Origin of the sequence: Thermicanus aegyptius DSM 12793 (assembly GCF_000510645.1) — a bacterium.
GTDB classification, from domain to species: Bacteria; Bacillota; Bacilli; order Thermicanales; family Thermicanaceae; genus Thermicanus; species Thermicanus aegyptius.
Map to the genome: position 1 here is coordinate 3,019,638 of NZ_KI783301.1, position 17,049 is coordinate 3,036,686.

At 50.4% G+C, this 17,049-nt stretch carries 17 protein-coding genes; 1 reads left to right on the forward strand and 16 read right to left on the reverse strand.

Annotated features, from left to right (window positions below; all coding sequences use genetic code 11):
- Window positions 1-25: 25 nt before the first annotated feature.
- The 14 genes from THEAE_RS0116150 to THEAE_RS0116220 all read right to left on the reverse strand — a co-directional run bounded on the left by THEAE_RS0116150 (window position 26) and on the right by THEAE_RS0116220 (window position 12,975).
- Window positions 26-961, reverse strand: coding sequence for a S66 peptidase family protein (locus tag THEAE_RS0116150; protein ID WP_005586676.1), 936 nt, complete (start codon window positions 959-961; stop codon window positions 26-28).
- 35 nt (window positions 962-996) lie between these two features.
- On the reverse strand, window positions 997-2,619 hold the full coding sequence (locus THEAE_RS0116155; RefSeq protein ID WP_005586677.1) for a peptide ABC transporter substrate-binding protein: 1,623 nt from the start codon (window positions 2,617-2,619) through the stop codon (window positions 997-999).
- Between the two features lie 21 nt (window positions 2,620-2,640).
- The gene (locus THEAE_RS0116160) at window positions 2,641-3,681 is read right to left on the reverse strand and encodes an ABC transporter ATP-binding protein (protein WP_039944516.1); all 1,041 of its coding nucleotides are present in this window, start codon (window positions 3,679-3,681) and stop codon (window positions 2,641-2,643) included.
- A gap of 5 nt (window positions 3,682-3,686) precedes the next feature.
- The gene (locus tag THEAE_RS0116165; RefSeq protein ID WP_028988162.1) at window positions 3,687-4,604 is read right to left on the reverse strand and encodes an ABC transporter permease; all 918 of its coding nucleotides are present in this window, start codon (window positions 4,602-4,604) and stop codon (window positions 3,687-3,689) included.
- Between the two features lies 1 nt (window position 4,605).
- Window positions 4,606-5,538: an ABC transporter permease gene (locus tag THEAE_RS0116170; protein ID WP_005586679.1), complete on the reverse strand. Its 933-nt coding sequence runs from the start codon at window positions 5,536-5,538 to the stop codon at window positions 4,606-4,608.
- 12 nt (window positions 5,539-5,550) lie between these two features.
- A complete protein-coding gene (locus THEAE_RS0116175; RefSeq protein ID WP_005586680.1) occupies window positions 5,551-6,375 on the reverse strand; it encodes a M55 family metallopeptidase in 825 nt (274 codons plus the stop codon).
- Between the two features lie 245 nt (window positions 6,376-6,620).
- The gene (locus tag THEAE_RS0116180) at window positions 6,621-7,826 is read right to left on the reverse strand and encodes a serine hydrolase domain-containing protein (RefSeq protein WP_005586681.1); all 1,206 of its coding nucleotides are present in this window, start codon (window positions 7,824-7,826) and stop codon (window positions 6,621-6,623) included.
- 231 nt (window positions 7,827-8,057) lie between these two features.
- Complete coding sequence (locus tag THEAE_RS0116185) at window positions 8,058-8,540, reverse strand: DinB family protein (protein ID WP_005586683.1); 483 nt, start codon at window positions 8,538-8,540, stop codon at window positions 8,058-8,060.
- A gap of 93 nt (window positions 8,541-8,633) precedes the next feature.
- The gene (locus THEAE_RS0116190; protein ID WP_005586685.1) at window positions 8,634-9,989 is read right to left on the reverse strand and encodes an aspartate kinase; all 1,356 of its coding nucleotides are present in this window, start codon (window positions 9,987-9,989) and stop codon (window positions 8,634-8,636) included.
- A 105-nt stretch (window positions 9,990-10,094) separates the two neighbouring features.
- Complete coding sequence (locus tag THEAE_RS0116195) at window positions 10,095-10,886, reverse strand: TatD family hydrolase (protein WP_005586687.1); 792 nt, start codon at window positions 10,884-10,886, stop codon at window positions 10,095-10,097.
- 400 nt (window positions 10,887-11,286) lie between these two features.
- On the reverse strand, window positions 11,287-11,808 hold the full coding sequence (locus THEAE_RS0116205) for an ankyrin repeat domain-containing protein (protein ID WP_005586689.1): 522 nt from the start codon (window positions 11,806-11,808) through the stop codon (window positions 11,287-11,289).
- A gap of 60 nt (window positions 11,809-11,868) precedes the next feature.
- The gene (locus tag THEAE_RS0116210; protein ID WP_005586690.1) at window positions 11,869-12,291 is read right to left on the reverse strand and encodes a secondary thiamine-phosphate synthase enzyme YjbQ; all 423 of its coding nucleotides are present in this window, start codon (window positions 12,289-12,291) and stop codon (window positions 11,869-11,871) included.
- A 112-nt stretch (window positions 12,292-12,403) separates the two neighbouring features.
- The gene (mazF, locus tag THEAE_RS0116215) at window positions 12,404-12,733 is read right to left on the reverse strand and encodes an endoribonuclease MazF (RefSeq protein WP_005586692.1); all 330 of its coding nucleotides are present in this window, start codon (window positions 12,731-12,733) and stop codon (window positions 12,404-12,406) included.
- Window positions 12,733-12,975, reverse strand: coding sequence for an AbrB/MazE/SpoVT family DNA-binding domain-containing protein (locus tag THEAE_RS0116220; RefSeq protein ID WP_028988165.1), 243 nt, complete (start codon window positions 12,973-12,975; stop codon window positions 12,733-12,735). Before THEAE_RS0116220 ends, mazF begins: the two co-directional genes overlap by 1 nt.
- Before the next feature lie 172 nt (window positions 12,976-13,147).
- Here THEAE_RS0116220 and THEAE_RS0116225 point away from each other — a divergent pair, with 172 nt between their 5' ends.
- Window positions 13,148-13,723, forward strand: a complete 576-nt coding sequence (locus THEAE_RS0116225) for a M56 family metallopeptidase (RefSeq protein ID WP_028988166.1) — start codon at window positions 13,148-13,150, stop codon at window positions 13,721-13,723.
- Window positions 13,724-13,881: 158 nt separating this feature from the next.
- On the opposite strand, the gene THEAE_RS0116230 is transcribed toward THEAE_RS0116225, so the two are convergent.
- Window positions 13,882-15,663 carry an acyl-CoA dehydrogenase family protein gene (locus tag THEAE_RS0116230; RefSeq protein ID WP_005586694.1) on the reverse strand — a complete coding sequence of 594 codons (1,782 nt, stop codon included), beginning with the start codon at window positions 15,661-15,663 and terminating at the stop codon, window positions 13,882-13,884.
- Window positions 15,664-15,812: 149 nt separating this feature from the next.
- A complete protein-coding gene (locus THEAE_RS0116235; protein ID WP_028988167.1) occupies window positions 15,813-16,997 on the reverse strand; it encodes an acetyl-CoA C-acetyltransferase in 1,185 nt (394 codons plus the stop codon).
- Between the last annotated feature and the right edge of the window lie 52 nt (window positions 16,998-17,049).

Consider the following 17,049-nt stretch of genomic DNA (forward strand, 5'->3'; position numbering starts at 1 on the left):
CCTTTGTTACCGGCACGGCAACGGATTAACCTTCAACCCCCGCCTCTACCGTTATAAACATCTTGCTCCCGGTCGTAAGTCTCCCTCTCGCTCCGACGGGGATAGCTATATGGGGTGAGCAATGTCCGATCTTAAAGCCCGACATGGCCGGTTTTCCGATCGGTTTAATGTAATAATCGAATAACTGCTCCAGCGTAAGAGACTCCTTCCTTTTTCGAGGCCCGCAGTTATTGAAATCGCATAACAGAAACCCTGCGGCTTCCTCCAGTTTCCCGGCCATCTTCAGTTGGTTCAGCATCCGGTCTATGCGGTAGGGTTCCTCATCGATCTCCTCAATCAATAATAGCTTTCCTTTTGAATCAATCTCAAAAGGGGTACCTAAGGTACTCGTTAATAGAGAGAGATTGCCCCCTACGATTCTTCCTTCCGCCTCTCCTTCCACCAAAACCTGCAAGGGAGAAATCTCCTCGGTGTAAGTGATCTCCTGAGGATGAAAGGCTTGGCGGAAGGATTGCAGGGTGAGGGGATGGATCTCCTCCTCTCCCAGATCGGAACTTAACATGGGCCCATGAAAGGTGATTAGCCCTGTCCGTTGGAAGATGGCATTTAATAGAAAAGTAATGTCGCTGTATCCCCAGAAAATCTTCGGATTGGCTCTAATCAGATCATAATTGATATGAGAAGCGATTCGACCGCTCCCATATCCGCCGCCGGCGCAGAAGATGCCTTTTATATTCCGATCCGCAAACATCTCGTGCAGTTCATCGAGTCTCTCTTCATCGGTTCCCGCCAGGTATCCATACTTCCGCGTCAGAGAACGGCCGAAATGAACCCTTAACCCGAAGTTTTCCAAAAGTGCGGCCGCCCTCTCCGCCTTTTCCGGATTGGGCGGGCTCGCCGGCGCAACCACCCCGACGGCATCTCCTTTTGCAAGCGGGGCAGGTTTTAGAACCTTTTCCATTGCGATCACACCTTTAGGAGTAAGCTTAGGAGCCTCTACTTCAAATCGGCATATTTAAAGTCGATATAGCCAAAGACCGGCCGTAAAACGCCCGTTACATTCTCTTTTTCCAGATAGACATTGTTGTAGAAATAAAGGGGAATGATAGGGAGTTCCTCCATCAAGATCTTTTCTGCTTCGTGCAACATAGCGAACCGCTTGGCATTGTCCGGTTCCAAATAGGAATCCTTAATCAGCTTATCAAACCGCTCATTTTTCCAGCCCGTACGGTTGGAGGAATTGTCCGAGACCATGATCTCCAGCGTATTGACCGGGTCGGCAAAGTCAGGGAGCCATGAGGAACGGGAGATCTGGTAGTTTAAGTTCTTCTGATTTTCGGTCAGCACTTTCCGGTCCATTCCGGCCAATTTCACCTCGACGCCAAGGTTCTCCTTCAACATTTCCTGGATCGCTTCGGCATTTTTCTGGTTCACATCGCTGGTGTTATACGTGATGGTCACTTCGGGGAAGGTCTTAAGCCCCAATTCCGCCATCCCCTGCTCTAGGAGTTTTTTCGCCTCAACGGGGTCGTACTTCACCAGCGCTCCGCCTACATCGCGGAATTCCCCGCCGGCCGGATCTTTAAACCCATAAGAGACGAAACCGACGGCCGGCTTCTGTTTTCTCTTCTGCACCAAATCGACGATTTTCTGACGATCAATGGCGTAATTAAAGGCCTTGCGAATATTCAAGTTATTGAACGGAGGAACCGTGGTGTTTAAACGGTAAAATTCAATCCCCGCCGAATCGTTCACTTTCACCTTGCCTTCGGCAAACAGCTGATCGCTCATGTCGGAAGGAAGGGAGGAGCTGTCCAGTTCGCCGGACTGGTACAACTGGTATTCCGTATTGGTATCCGAAATCATCTTAAAAATAACACCGTCCAGCTTCACATTCTCTTTATCCCAGTAATATTCGTTCTTTTCCAATCTAATTTCACTGTCATGTTTCCATTCGGTAATTTTAAAAGGACCGTTGCTGAGGATCGTAGCGGCTTCCGTATACCAATTGGGGTTTTTCTCGGCCGTCGCTTTATGAATGGGATAAAAGGCCGGATTGGCAACCAGTCCGATGAGCCAGGGAACCGGATGCTTTAACCGAACCTCCAGCGTCTTGGCATCCAAAGCCTTAATACCGACATCGTCCGCCGATCCTTTCCCTGAATTATACTCCTCCGCCCCTACGATGGGATAGGCGAGGAAAGCGGCATCGGAGGCGGTCTCAGGATCCAGCATATGTTTCCACGCATAGACGAAATCATCGGCGGTGACAGGATCGCCGTTCGACCATTTCGCCTCTTCCCGGAGATAAAAGGTATAGGTCTTCCCATCTGGCGACACTTTCCATTCTTTCGCCACGGCCGGAGCCGGGTTTTCGTCCTTATCCAGACGGGTCAAGCCTTCCAAAAAGTTGTTCACCACATCATAAGAGGGTTGATCATACCCGCGGGAGGGGTCTAAGGAGGTGGGCTCCCTCGTGCTGTTATAGCGGATATACTTCCCCCCGCCCGCTTGATTCCCCGTATTGTCCCCCTGCGATGCGGGATTGGACGAACAGCCGGCCAGTAAAAAAGAGAAAATCAGAGAAATGCCGACTAAGATCGAAAAAAGCCTCTTCATAAGATCTCCTCCTCGTAAACGTTATTTAGAAGAAATGAGAAACCTCGGTTCACTTGCTCTTTTATCCACCAGTTCCTTAATCGGTTTCGCCCGAGGATCCTGCAGCCAGCAAGATACGGTATGGTCGGGATGGATCAGCGTCTCTTTCGGCGCTATGGTACCGCAAACCTCCATCGCATACTTGCATCGCAGGGCAAATGCACACCCCGGCGGGGGCGCGTAGAGATCGGGCGGTGTTCCGGGGATGGGTTGAAGGGGGACTTTGCGATCCGCATCAATGCGCGGCATCGATGCCAGGAGACCTTTCGTGTAAGGATGCTGGGGGTGGTAAAAAATATCCTGCACCGAGCCCGACTCCACAATTCTTCCGGCATACATGACACCTACCCGATCGGCCATCTTCGCCACCACCCCAAGATCATGGGTGATGAAGAGGATGGAGACTCCCGTCTTCTGCTGCAGCTCTTTGAAGAGCCGGATGATCTGTGCCTGGATGGAGACGTCCAGGGCCGTGGTCGGTTCGTCGGCGATCAGGATCGACGGCTTGCACGCGACGGCGATGGCGATCATGATCCGTTGCCTCATCCCCCCGCTCAGCTGGTGAATATGCTGCTTCAGGCGGATTTCCGGATTGGGAATCCCGACGAGCCCCAGGATCTCCACCGCTTCTCTCCGTGCTTCCTGCCTGGATACCTTGCGATGCCTCAGGATCCCCTCCATGATCTGTTCTCCGACGGAAATGACGGGATTTAAGGCGGTCATGGCATCCTGGAAGATGATGGAGATCTCCGCACCCCTCAGCTTTCGCATCTCTTTTTCGGATAAGGCGGTTAGTTCCCTTCCTTTATAGCGAATGCTTCCCCGGATGATCCGGCCGCTCCGTTCGGGGATGAGTCGCATGATGCTGCGAGCCATCACGCTCTTACCGCTGCCGGACTCACCGACGATCGCCAACGTCTCCCCTTCGTTTAAGGTAAGGTTTACCCCCCGCAGTGCTTTCACTTCACCGCCATGCGTTTTAAAAGAAACATGGAGGTCATTGATTTCCAGCAAGCTCGGCATGCCCGTCACCTCCTCTGTTTCGGGTCGAAGGCCTCTTGCAAGCCATCCCCCAACAAGTTAAAGGCCAGCACCGTCAATGATATGAAAAAGGAGGGAAAAAAGAGCCGCCACCAATGTCCGGAAAGAATGGTCGGCAAACCGTCATTGGCCATCACTCCCCAACTGGCCAAAGGGGGCTGAATCCCTAAGCCGATAAAACTTAAAAAGGCTTCGGCGAAGATGGCGGAGGGGACGGTAAAGGTAATCTGCACGATGATGATTCCCATCGTGTTCGGGAGCAGGTGGCGCCGGATGATATACCACGTCCCTGCCCCCATCGTCCTGGCCGCCAACACATAATCCGAATTCTTAAGCTGCATCACCTGGCCTCGGATGATACGCGCCATTCCGATCCATCCCGTCGCCGTAAGCGCCACAATGATGGTGGCAAGCCCCGGACCCATCACCACCATGAGCAGGATAACGACCAACAGATAAGGCAGTCCATACAAAATGTCCACAAACCTCATCATGATCTCATCGGTTTTTCCCCCCACATATCCGGCCACTCCGCCATAGATCACCCCGATGAAAAAATCGATCAAGGCCGCCATCAGGCCGATAAATAAGGAAATCTTCGCGCCGTACAGGATCCGGGCAAAGACATCCCGCCCTAAATGATCGGTGCCAAACCAATGTTCCGCCGATGGGGGCAGATTGGCTTGCAGAAGAACCTGCTTATCATAGGTATAAGGCGTAAGGAATGGCCCGAAGATGGCTAAGAGGGCGATGAGCAAAATGGTGACGAGGCCAAAGACGGCCGGTTTGTTCTTCAATAACCGGAGCCACACCTCCCACAGGTAAGGGAGCTGGGGCCGGACGATCGCCTCTGCGGCGGCTTGATCTTTGTTCATGAGAACAAATAAATGATCGGGCGCCTCCATCTTAACCCTCCCTCCTGTGCAATTTCATTCGGGGATCAACCACGCCATATGCGATGTCCACCAGAAAGATGAGAAAGATCAAAAGAGCGCTATAGAAGACCGTCGTCCCCATGATGACGGCATAATCACGGTTTCCTACGCTATCCACAAAGTATTTGCCCATACCGGGGATGGCGAAGATTTTCTCGATGACAAAACTCCCTGTCAGGACATTGGCCAGCATCGGCCCAAGAAGCGTAATCACCGGAAGGATCGCATTCCGCATCGCATGCTTTACCACGACGGTCAAAGGAGAGAGTCCCTTTGCCCTGGCGGTCTCGATATATTCCTGATTTAAGACCTCCAACATGTTGGCCCGGGTGAACCGGGCGATAATCGCTAAGGGGCCGGTGGCCAAGGCGAGCGAAGGCAAAACCGCATGTTTCCAAGTTCCCCACGTAGCGGCGGGTAAAAGGTGCCACGTTACCGCCACATATTTAATCAGGAGGGAGGCGATGACGAAATTGGGTACGGCAATGCCCAATACGGCAATCACCATCGCCACCTGGTCAATGACGCGGTTGTGCCGCAGGGCGGCCACCGTACCCAGACCTACACCGGCCACGATGGCAAAGGAAAGGGCGATGAGCCCGATCGTGAAGGAAACGGGAAACGACCGGGCGATCATACCGTTTACCGTATCGGTTGGGTTGGCGATGGAAGGGCCTAAGTCAAAAGAAACGAGGGATTTCAGGTAGAGAAGGTATTGTTCCCACAAGGGCTTATCCAGGTTGTAGTGCTCCATTAAATTCTTCCTCACGGTTTCCCCTAAGGCCTTTCCTTCCTTGTCAAAAGGAGAGCCGGGTACGGCATGCATGAGAAAAAAGGTGGCCGTGACAATGAGCCATAACGTAATCAGCATAGAAACCAGTTTTCGTGCTAAGTATCCGGCCATATTCCCACCCGCTTAACTAAAGGTTGTCCGCATCGCCAGTTCGGTCATCACCAACATCCCTTGATAAGCTTCCAGGATATTTTTCGCCCGGAAATGAACCACAGGGGAACCCAGATCCATCTCCGTCCCCGGCATGAGGTGCGCCCATTCGGCCTGGCCAAAGTTGGCAAATTCTATGCTAAGCACCGGGTTATCCGGAGGAATTAACGGCTTTACCCGGTCGCGGCGGGCAATCGCCTCTTTCGTTTTCTCCCGCAAAAGTTGGGCGGTTTTCTGCGGCGTGAGGCAAAGTGCGGAGGTACGGGAGATATAGGTCTTCACCGCCGCCGTCGTTACGCCCGGAATCAGTTCCTCCGCCTCCGCCGCGGTTTGATCATCCCCTGCCACCATCCAGACCGGAATCCCGTAATAACCCGCCACATAGGCATTAAAGCCCAGCTCCCCTATCGCCACCCCATTGATGTACATATTCCGCACACCGAAGATCATCGTGTGACTTAAAACCCCTCTGCGGGCCGCCCGTGCATGATATCCCAGAAAAATCGCGCCGGAGAATCTCCCGTCCAGTCCCTGAACCATGGAAAAAGGCTTCACATCCCCCGAGATAAGGCGTGCCTCCGGATGAAGTTTCTCAATCAACAGATTGTTCATTTTGGAGTGGCTGTCGTTTACGATAACCTCCTTTACCCCTTCCTCCAATGCCGCTTCTATCACATGATTGGCTTCCGCCGTCATAATCTCCTGGCCGCGGGTGTAATGACGTTTATCCGAATCGATGAAGGTGGGATCAACCAATCCGGTAATTCCCTCCATATCGACAGATAGATAAAGTTTCACGATCGTATTCCTCCTTCTCTCCCTGGGTAAAGATAGCATAGATCACCATTCATGTAAGATAATCTAACATACAATTGGTTCAATCGTATCAGAATTGCTCGTTTTCTGTCAACATTAAAGCCTTAAATATGCTTTTTTCTATCGAACAAATGTTTTGATCCCCTCTATCCTCATCGCTCCGCATCGATCGAGGCGGAGTAAGAACACCCTAATTACGAATGATATGGAAAGGCAGCCTAAAGATCCTAACCGCAGATCTGTTTTTGATAGAGAAGTTCGGACAAATCCTCCTCTACGTCAAAAAAACCGGAACGCCTGCCCTTACCGTACGCCGACCCGTTCATGATAAAAATGATTCCGAACCGTTCTTCTTTATGGAAATACATGGAGCTTAATAACCCGTACGCTTCCCCGGAATGCCCGATCATTCGCTTGCCGGGAACAAACTCCTCCGTGATATGAAACTGCAATCCGATCTTACGGAAAAGCTCCCCGGACCGGGGATTGATAAAATGGGTTTGATGCATGAGCCGAGCCGTATCGGGCGAGAGAATGCGCACCCCTTCATGCTCCCCGTCATTCATATGGGCAAGAAGAAATTGGGCTAAATCCCCTGCCGTGGTGCGAAGCCCTCCCTGGGGAGAGAAGACGGCCCCTGTGGTTCCCGGGACATAATCCCGTAAATCGAGGGGCTCCGGCCTTCTTCCTTTCAGGTCGTCCGTTCCCACGGTAAACCGATTTTGAGCGGGATCGTACTCGTATAAGACGGCGAGGTCATCCATGTTTTGAAAATCCCGCAAATGAAAACTGGATCGGGTCATGCCCAAAGGAGCAAAAATATGATCTCTGCAATAAAGATCCATACGTTTCCCCGACCATCTCTCCAACAGCGTGGCCAGGATGATCGTCCCCAGATTGGAATAGGCAAACGACTCCCCCGGTTTGGACGGCGACCAGAGATCATGGGTGTAAAATGCGCCTCCCGGAAGGAATACCTCCTTCAGGGAGGGAGGGTGACTGCATTGGCAGGCCATTGAATAGCGGACATAAACTTCCCCCATCTCTTCGTCGGACCTAAGGCCGGTGGTATGGGTCAAAAGATGCCGATAGGTGATTTTTTCCCGGGGATGGTGGGGGTTCCTGACGGGAAACCCCAGGGCATCGCCGATATCATCGTCTAGGCGAAATTTTCCTTGTTCATACTGCTGCATAAGCGCCGTTGCCACCACCGTTTTCGAGATGGAGGCGACACGGAAGAAGGTCGTCTTGCGAACAGGAATCTTTCGGCCCAGGTCCGCCCATCCATAAGAATTGGACCAAAAAATCTTCCCCTCGTTGATCAGATGGATGGATAGTCCGACCACCTTATACCGATTCATGAGATCAAGTACCTCTCGGTCGATTTCCGTGCTTCCCTCCGGTACACCATGGGGATGAAATCCAAAAGACATCTTGCTGCATCTCCTTTCCGTGTGATAACGAACTCTACGGGACTTTTTTAAAACCTCTTTGCACAATGGAAATATGTAGATTAAATAACTTTTTTCATTTCATTTTTAATCATAATATCGCGAAAAGTGAAAACTGTAAATAAAAATCGTGTGCCCAAATCACCGACCGATTTAAAAAAAAAAAGCGCTTCTTCCGATTTGGAAGAGCGGTCTCATCCGACGTAAATCTCTTTAGGATTGGTCTGCCATTTCCCTCAGATAATAAATGTAGTCCGTCGATACGCCGGTTTGCCCCAGCTGCCTTAACATCGCAGCGATATTTCCACGATGATAGGTCCCGTGATTCACGATATGGTGAATGATTTCTTCAAGACGGTTGGTAAAACTTTCTCCTTTCGAGTTTCGATAATGAATCGTCATCCGGGGATCCTGGGTGCGAACGAAACTCACCATCTCATGATGGAGGCTCTCAAATGCGGACAAGGCGTTCCGGATGTTGTCAAGATCTCTTTCGACTCTTTGAAAATCCTTGTTGATTCGGGCATACCAGATTTGGTCCACATCGTACAAATGATTCACAACCTGCGAGAGAGACGGAAAAACACTGACCATCGATTCCCGATATAAATGGCTTGGCAGCTTTGCCAAATGGTTAAGAATTTTCCGTGTCGCCCAATCATGATAACCGAGCAATTCCAATAAATGTTCTTTCATCAGGGCCTCCTCTCATCCCTCTTTATTTACATTTAACTGTGGTTCCTGATTCACATCCTTCTCCGAAGGGTTGATCGGGTGCCTTCCCATCGGCTAATCCCCATAAAATTCATGATAGAGAGCGATGACCGCCCGTTCTGCGTCGGCGGCCTTCACGCCGAACATCATGCTAACCTCCGAAGAACCTTGGTTAATCATCTCCAAATTAACCTTCGCTTTGGCCAAGGCGGAGGTTGCCCGCGCCGCAATTCCGATATTTTCCCTCATTCCCTCGCCCACGATCATGATCAGCGCCAAATCCCGCTCGATCGAAACATGATCGGCATTGAGCTCCTTGTATATTCGTTCCACAATCCGTTCTTCCTTCGCGCGGTCCAAAGCCTGTTCACGAATGATCACCGAGATGTTGTCGATCCCGGAAGGAGTATGTTCATAAGATAGGCCTTCCTCTTCAAAAATCTGCAGCAGTCTGCGGCCGAAGCCGATTTCTCTGTGGAGTAAATATTTGCTCACAAAAACACTGCAAAAATTCTGTTCACTCGCAATCCCCGTAACGGGATTCCCGTTCAAGGTACGCTCAGAAACAATCATGGTGCCGGGAGCCGATGGATTATTCGTGTTCTTCACACAAACCGGGATTCCTGCCCGGTAAGCGGGAAGAAGTGCCTCTTCATGAAAGACGCTGAAGCCTGCATAGGATAGCTCGCGCATCTCCCGGTACGTAATCTCCTGAATCTCCCGCGGGTTTGGAATGATCCGGGGATTCACCGTATAGATGGCATCCACGTCGGTAAAATTCTCATAAAGTTCCGCCTGTACGGCCGCCGCCAAGATGGAGCCGGTAATATCGGAACCCCCCCGGGAAAATGTGACGAGGACACCCTCCGGTGTGTATCCGAAAAAGCCGGGAAAAACAAGAATCCCTTTCCTTTCTTTTAATGAACGCAGACGGTCGTAGGATTCGGGGAGAATCTGGGCGTTTCCCGCTTCATCGGTCAAATAGAATCCCGCATCCCACGGATTGACATAAAACGCCTCTTCACCCAGAAGACGAAGATAATGGGCAACGATCCGGGCATTCGTGTCTTCCCCGACAGCCTTGATCGCATCGAGAAAACGTTCCGGCCGATCTTTGGGAGCCGATCGAAGCGCTTTATTTAAATCCCCTAAGATCTCCTCTTTTTGATGATTCGGAAACCCCAACCCCTCCATGATTTGTTGAAAGCGGCTTAAGACAGCCTCCTTCTCCGCCTCCGCCGTACCTCGCTGAAGGATGCCCTGCCCGTATGCAATAAGAAGGTCGGTCACTTTTACATCTTCTTTAAACCGTTTCCCCGGCGCGGATACCACAATAATGCGACGGGATGCATCGGCCCGGATAATGGCTCCGACCTTTTGGATCTGCTCTGCACTGGCCAGGGAAGTTCCGCCAAATTTTGCGACTTTCATCTCTCTCCAACTCCTCCAAAACCCCTTTGTAAGGTTTTCTCTATCTCTATCCTATACCTGTCTTAATATGTAAGAAGTATACGCCAAAAATGAAGGTTTGTGAAGTTAACCCAGATGATAAAATGCCTTCGTGTTGTTTAATATTTGCAAAGCCGCCACATCGGGGTCAATCCCTTTGATCTCCGCTATTTTTTCAATCGATTTCCGAATCATACGAGGATGGGTAAGTTCCCCGAGGAACGGGCCTTCGAAAGGCCAGGGTCCATCCGTCTCCACCATCATTCGTTCGATGGGATACATCGAAACGAGCTTCTGGATCTCTTCCTCATAACAGACATCCGGAGTGATTGAGATAAAGTAACCCCGACCCGCCATGCGGCGGGTCACCTCCTCCGGCCCTTTATACCAATGAAAATGCGCCTGTGTCATCTGATGTTTCTCCAAAAAATCACAGGCGATCTCCGCATCTTCATAAACCGCATGGAGGACAATCGGCTTCCCTAGCGATTTTGCTAATAGAATGAATTCTTCCAACAAAGCGATATAGGAGGCATAGTCAAGTTCTTCCCCTTTTCCCTCCGCTTCTTTTCTCGTATAATAGGGAAGACCCACTTCCCCCACCGCCACCATCTCATGGCTGTGAGAAATCATCCATTGAAGGAGCATTTCCTTTTCAGATGAATTGGGCAAATTTTGTTCAGGATGGTATCCATATGCAGGATGAACCAGGTTGGGATATTTCATGTGAATCTCCCGATTCATTTTGCAGGAATCCAAGTCCGTGGAAACCGTGATCAGTCCTTTTATGTTCATGGAACCTGCATCAGCAAGCAACTTTTCCCGTTCTTTGTCATTGTATTGATCCAGATGAAGATGGGCATCAATGATCGGTATCATCTTATCTCTCCTTTCACTTACAACCGGGTCCACACATCAAAGTTCATTATTTAGAAAGTTCATTATTTAGGTTCATATGATATGGAGGCATGTCTCAATTCTCCTCTTTTGGGCGTGTATTAGCCCTAAGGAAAGGAAGAAAAAAGCCATCCCTTCCCAGATGGCTTTCGCTTCTATGCACAATTTCCCTTGTATCGAGATAGGTAATTTCCTCATTCTCGTTCTTACCGGAATGGAACGCAAACAGGATGCGGAAGCTGTCGAGGTATTTATCCAAATCGGCAGCGGATGCAATGTGGTAAGACCGCCACAGGCGGCCGTTTGCTCATATTTATAACCTCTTTCAGCTCTACTTTCAGGACCGCAGATCCCTAAACACGTTTTATATGAAAGTATTGCTTTACATGATCGCTCCATTTTGGCGAAGAAACTCAGCGACGTTATTGTTACCTTGCTTGATCGCAAGAGACAATGGAGTATCTCCACCTTCAACCCTAGCGTTTACATCAGCTCCATGTTCAATCAATAAGCGAATCATCTCTGTGTTATCATCATGAAAGGCTGCGGTATGCAAACATGTATGACCATTGCTATCAAAAATGTTTGTCTGGGCATTGTGTGTGAGAAGAAGTTCAATAACATCCATATTTCGCTCCCCGGCGATTGCGGCATGCAGCGCAGTATTGGAAGGAATGTAAGAAATCTTGGAATGCGATACGGCATTAACGTCTGCGCCATAATCTAGTAAGACTTGCACGATATCTTTGTTCCCAAAATGCGCTGCAAATCCTAAAGGTGTAAGTCCATCGCTGTTTTCCGTATTTGCAAGCCTCGGATAAGATCCCAATATTTCTTTGAGCCCAGAAGCATCTCCTGATTGCACCGACTGAAATAATTCGTCAATGAGATGAGCTAATTCCATCCTTTTATCCTCCATTTCGACTGTTTAAAGCAATACCTGTCCATTCCGGATCCTTTCACCTTAACCATCGTTTTTCATTATTTTTATGTAGACTTGCCTACTCCTTGGGCCATCAAACTCGCAAAAATAAATGCCCTGCCATGTTCCAAGCTTTAATTCGCCATTCTCGATCATGACCATACAGGATGCTCCCATCACGGAGGCTTTCATATGTGCATGAGAATTCCCCTCCGCATGCCGGTATCCGATATTTTCCGGGAAAGCTTTTTTAAGTCCCAATAAGATATCATGAACCACATCTGGGTCGGCATTTTCATTAATGGTTACGCCCGCCGTCGTGTGAGGAACATATAGGATGGCAATGCCATCCTTCACTCCTTTTTTTCTCACCTCTTGTCTGACCATATCTGTAATTTCGATCATTTCTTCCGGTCTGGAGGTTTTTATGGTATATTCCATTTCAGCTTCACCGCTTTTCTTCACATTTCTTTCATAGAATATTTATTTCCATTTTTTTATGATTGAGGAAAATCATACATGGTCCATATTCACTTTACAGATTATATCTCAACAGAAAAAAGATCGAGTGATCATATCACGACAAAAAGGTATGAATTAGATTTAAACATTCCGTGACGACCTCATCAGAAACTTTACCTCTGATTTGAAATCGGCGGGCACGCCAATCCAAACTCTTCACTTGATCGGTCAGTATCACTCCTTCGAAGGCCAAGCCACCAGGTAATACGACTTCGAAAGGATACCCTTTCTGTTGGCGTGTAATCGGACAAACGACTGCAAATCCCGTCACTTCGTTAAATGCTTTTGGGGATAGTACAATTCCAGGTCGTGTTCCCGCTTGTTCATGCCCTGTTTGCGGATTAAAATTAACATAAACAAGGTCCCCTCTTTCAGGTACTTGCATTAGAATAGCTCATTCCCTTCTGCCCCAAAATCAATGTGAGCATGACGGTTTTCCGGTGTTACCTTCGCCAGAAGCTCTTCTAACGTAGGTTTCTCATTTTTAGGAACTAACAGGATTTTATGATCCTCTACACGAATCTCCATTTCCGAGCCCTGATGAATGGCCAGTTGCTCCACAATATGGCTGGGGATACGAATTGCCAGGCTATTTCCCCACTTCTGCACCTTCGTCCTCACGCATATCGCTCCTTTTCTCGCTCTAGACCCATTATATCACCTTCCATGTTCATTGTATATACATCATATAAACGTTACTTCGGAAAGAGGATATTCAGTCACGTCATAACAACTGGCTGTTATTTTTTAAAACTTTTGCTCGATACCATATCTTTGTTGGGGTGTGGCAGGTTGCTGAATGTTCAGGAACAAAACGGAAGCGATACTGGCGCATGAAGCGGTTCATGTTAAAAATCGTGATGTACTTTTGCAGCAACTGGCACGGTTGGTTTTCATTGGGCTTGTCGGCGGATTGGTGTTTCTGTTTTATGATGAACTGAAATGGCTTGCCCAAAATCATGTTTTTGTCACCTTTGTATTGGTGTATACGCTGATGTTTCTCTATCCCAATTATTTGTCTTTTTTTACCCAGTGGATGGAAGTACGGGCAGATCATCTGGGCGCCTCTTTGCTTTCAGGAGGACATAGGCAGATGGCCGGCGGGCTGACGGATTTGGCTCGCGCACAGGAACATGACCTGGAAAAGTCAATGGAATACAGTTTGCCAAACAAACGTTCAATATTGCGAAGTTCGTCAATCCTGGAACAGGTTGCATGGTTTTGGCGGTTCCTAGAATTTCAGTTTCAATATCATCCCCCGATGTATTGGCGGATTCAAAGCCTTCTACAATGTGTGACGTGGCGGGAAGCGCGCAAGCATTGGATGATCGATCGGTTCAAGGAGTCGTGTCCGGATGTCGTTTGGAAGAAATAAATGACCAGACCTCGTTCGGGACTCTCAGTCTAGAGATCACATCCATGCCGGACATAGACGAATCATCGCCTCCTTCGTGGAAGGAGGCGACAATCCATTTCCCCATAAGCATTGAAAACATATCGTTCTTCCGGTGAACCGGATGAAGGGTTCTTCCTTCACACCGTATACTCGCCTACTTCGATGACGAAATCGGCGATCCGTCGCTTTAAAGCGATCCGGTCGATGGGCTGGTAGCGGGTCAGTTTCCGGAGAAGGGCGAGCTGGGTCTTTAAGCTATCCCCCTCTTCCAGATGGGCGAGGGCTTCCTTCGCCAGCATTTCGATTCTCTCCATCCCTTCATATACCACCGCTTGGGCGAGATCGATCTTCCTGCTCGATTTCCCTACACCGTTTCTTCCGATCTCCTTTAAAGTCCGGAGGAGGGCGCTCTCCATGGCGAAGATCTCCGCCGCCAGATCGGCTGCGTGGGAAAGGATTTCCTGTTCACCCTCCAATTTCTCCTGGTACTTCTGCACCGCCTGGCCGGCCACCAGGAGGAAGATCTTCTTCGCCATCGCCACCATTTCTTTCTCCTGGGCGAGGGGCTCCGTCCCGATTTCCGCCGGCATGAAGGAAAGGATTTCATTTTGAAAGCGAAGGGCGGCTCCCATCAGGTCCAGTTCCCCTTTCATCGCCTTTTTCACCAGCGTCCCGGGGACAAGGAGGCGGTTGATCTCATTGGTTCCTTCGAAGATGCGGTTGATGCGGGAATCCCGGTACATCTTCTCCACTTCATATTCGGCCATGTACCCGTACCCGCCGTGGATCTGCACCGCCTCATCCACCACATAATCCAGCACTTCCGTGGCATAAAACTTATTGAGGGAGCATTCGATGGCATATTCGGCGATTCCCTTCGCCACCTCCCGCCCGTCTTCCACCTTCTCTCCGAGGTATTCCATCATCTCATCGAAGAGCCCCACGGTCCGGTAGATCATGCTCTCGGCCGCATAGGTGCGAATCGTCATCTCGGCAATCTTGGACTTGATGAGGGGGAAATTGGCGATCTTCGTCTTAAACTGTTCCCTCTCTTTGGCATATTGAACCGCAAGCTCAATGACCCGTTTCGCTCCGCCAACGCTTCCTGCAGCCAGCTTGTAACGGCCGATATTTAAAATGTTAAAGGCGATCACATGCCCCCGGCCCACCTCGCCCAGGAGGTTCTCCTTCGGAACCGGTACATCCTGCAGGATCAAGGTGCGGGTGGAGGATCCTTTAATGCCCATTTTCTTCTCTTCCGGGCCGGTCGATACGCCGGGATCGTCCCGTTCTACGATAAAGGCGCTAAACTTCTCCCCATCCACCTTGGCGTAGACGATAAAGAGATCGGCGAAACCGGAATTGGTGATCCACTGTTTTTCACCATTGAGAATATAATGGGTTCCTTCCGGATTCAAAACGGCGGTCGTCTTCGCGCCCAAGGCGTCGGAGCCGGAACCCGGCTCGGTCAGGGCATAGGCGGCCAGCCTTCGTCCGCTGGCCAGGTCAGGAAGATACTTTCTCTTCTGCTCCTCGGTGCCGAAATAGACGATGGGGAGCGTCCCGATCCCCACATGGGCCCCAAAGGAGAGGGCGAAGGAACGGGCAAGGGCAAATTTCTCCGCCACCAGCATGGTGCTGATCTTATCCAATCCCAGCCCCTCATATTTTTCCGGGATGTCCCCGGCGAGGAGGCCTAACTCCCCCGCCTTTTTCAGGAGGTTTACCGTTAGATCAAAGCGGTGATGCTCCTCAATTTCGTCCAGTACCGGCCATACCTCCCCCCTGATGAAGGATTCCGTCGTTTCTCCGATCATCTTTTGCTCTTCCGAAAGATCTTCCGGCGTGAAAATCTCCTCCGGGGCTGTCTCCTCAATGAGGAAACTTCCCCCTCGTTTTACGCTCTTCGTCTCAAACATCTTCTTCTCCTCCTTTATCCTTTTCCTTTATCCGCAAATTCGCATAGTCCAAACTCCATCAGGGGACCGTCCGACCGTCCGTTCGAATGGTAGAAATGTGGAAGCGAGTCTCCGCCCTAACAGGTGAAGAGGGTAGATTTGGCCGTTCCCTACTCTCCCACCCGCTCAAAAACCCCGGCGGCTCCCATGCCGCCACCGATGCACATGGTGACGACCCCATAGCGGGCTTTGCGCCGTCTCATCTCATGCATGAGCGTCACCGTCAGCTTTGCTCCGGTACAGCCCAAAGGATGGCCCAGAGCGATGGCCCCTCCATTTACATTCACCTTTTCTTCGTCCAGGGAGAGCTCCCGAATCACGGCCAGTGATTGGGACGCGAAGGCTTCATTCAATTCGATCAGATCTACCTCATCCAGGGAAATTCCGGCCATCTTCAGCGCTTTTGGGATGGCGTAGATGGGACCGATCCCCATGATCTCAGGTGCCACTCCCGCCACCGCAAAGGAACGGTAATAAAGCAGGGGGGGAAGTCCCAGCTCCCTCGCTTTTTCTTCCGACATGATGAGTACGGCGGCCGCCCCATCGCTCGTTTGGGAGGAGTTTCCCGCCGTCACCGTCCCCCCGAGGCGGAAAGCCGGTTTTAATTGGGAGAGCTTTTCCAGGCTGGTGTCATAGCGAATTCCTTCATCGGTGTCGAAGAGAAATTCGTGTTCCTCCACCCTCCCTTTCTCATTCAACGCTCGCTGCGTCACTTGAATGGGAATAATCTCCTCCTTAAATTTCCCTTCCTGTACGGCCTTTGCGGCCCTTTCATGGCTTCGTAAGGCGAAACGGTCCTGATCCTCACGGGAGATCCTATAACGGCGGGCCACCTCCTCGGCGGTGATCCCCATCGACATATAGACTTCGGGGCGATGATCGACCAGCCAGGGGTTGGGAGCCACTTTATGCCCTCCCATTGGGATGAGGCTCATGCTCTCCACACCTCCGGCGATGATCACATCGGCAAATCCCAACATGATCCGTTCTGCCGCCATGGCGATCGTTTGAAGTCCTGAACTGCAATATCGATTCACCGTCATCCCCGGGACAGAATCAGGCAGTCCGGCCCTTAGGAGAATATTCCGGGCCATATTCATCCCTTGCTCTCCTTCCGGGAAAGCACATCCTATGATCACGTCTTCGATCTCCTCCGGCTTAAGGGTTGGAACCCGGGCGAGGAGGGCTTCAATTACGGCTGCTCCCATATCCTCGGGGCGGACATTCCGGAGACTCCCCTTCGGTGCCTTCCCCACGGCGGTTCGTACTCCCGCCACAATTACTGCATTCCTCATCTTCCCTCTCCTTTCTATTCCTTGATCTCTACATTGACACCTTTATCACTTG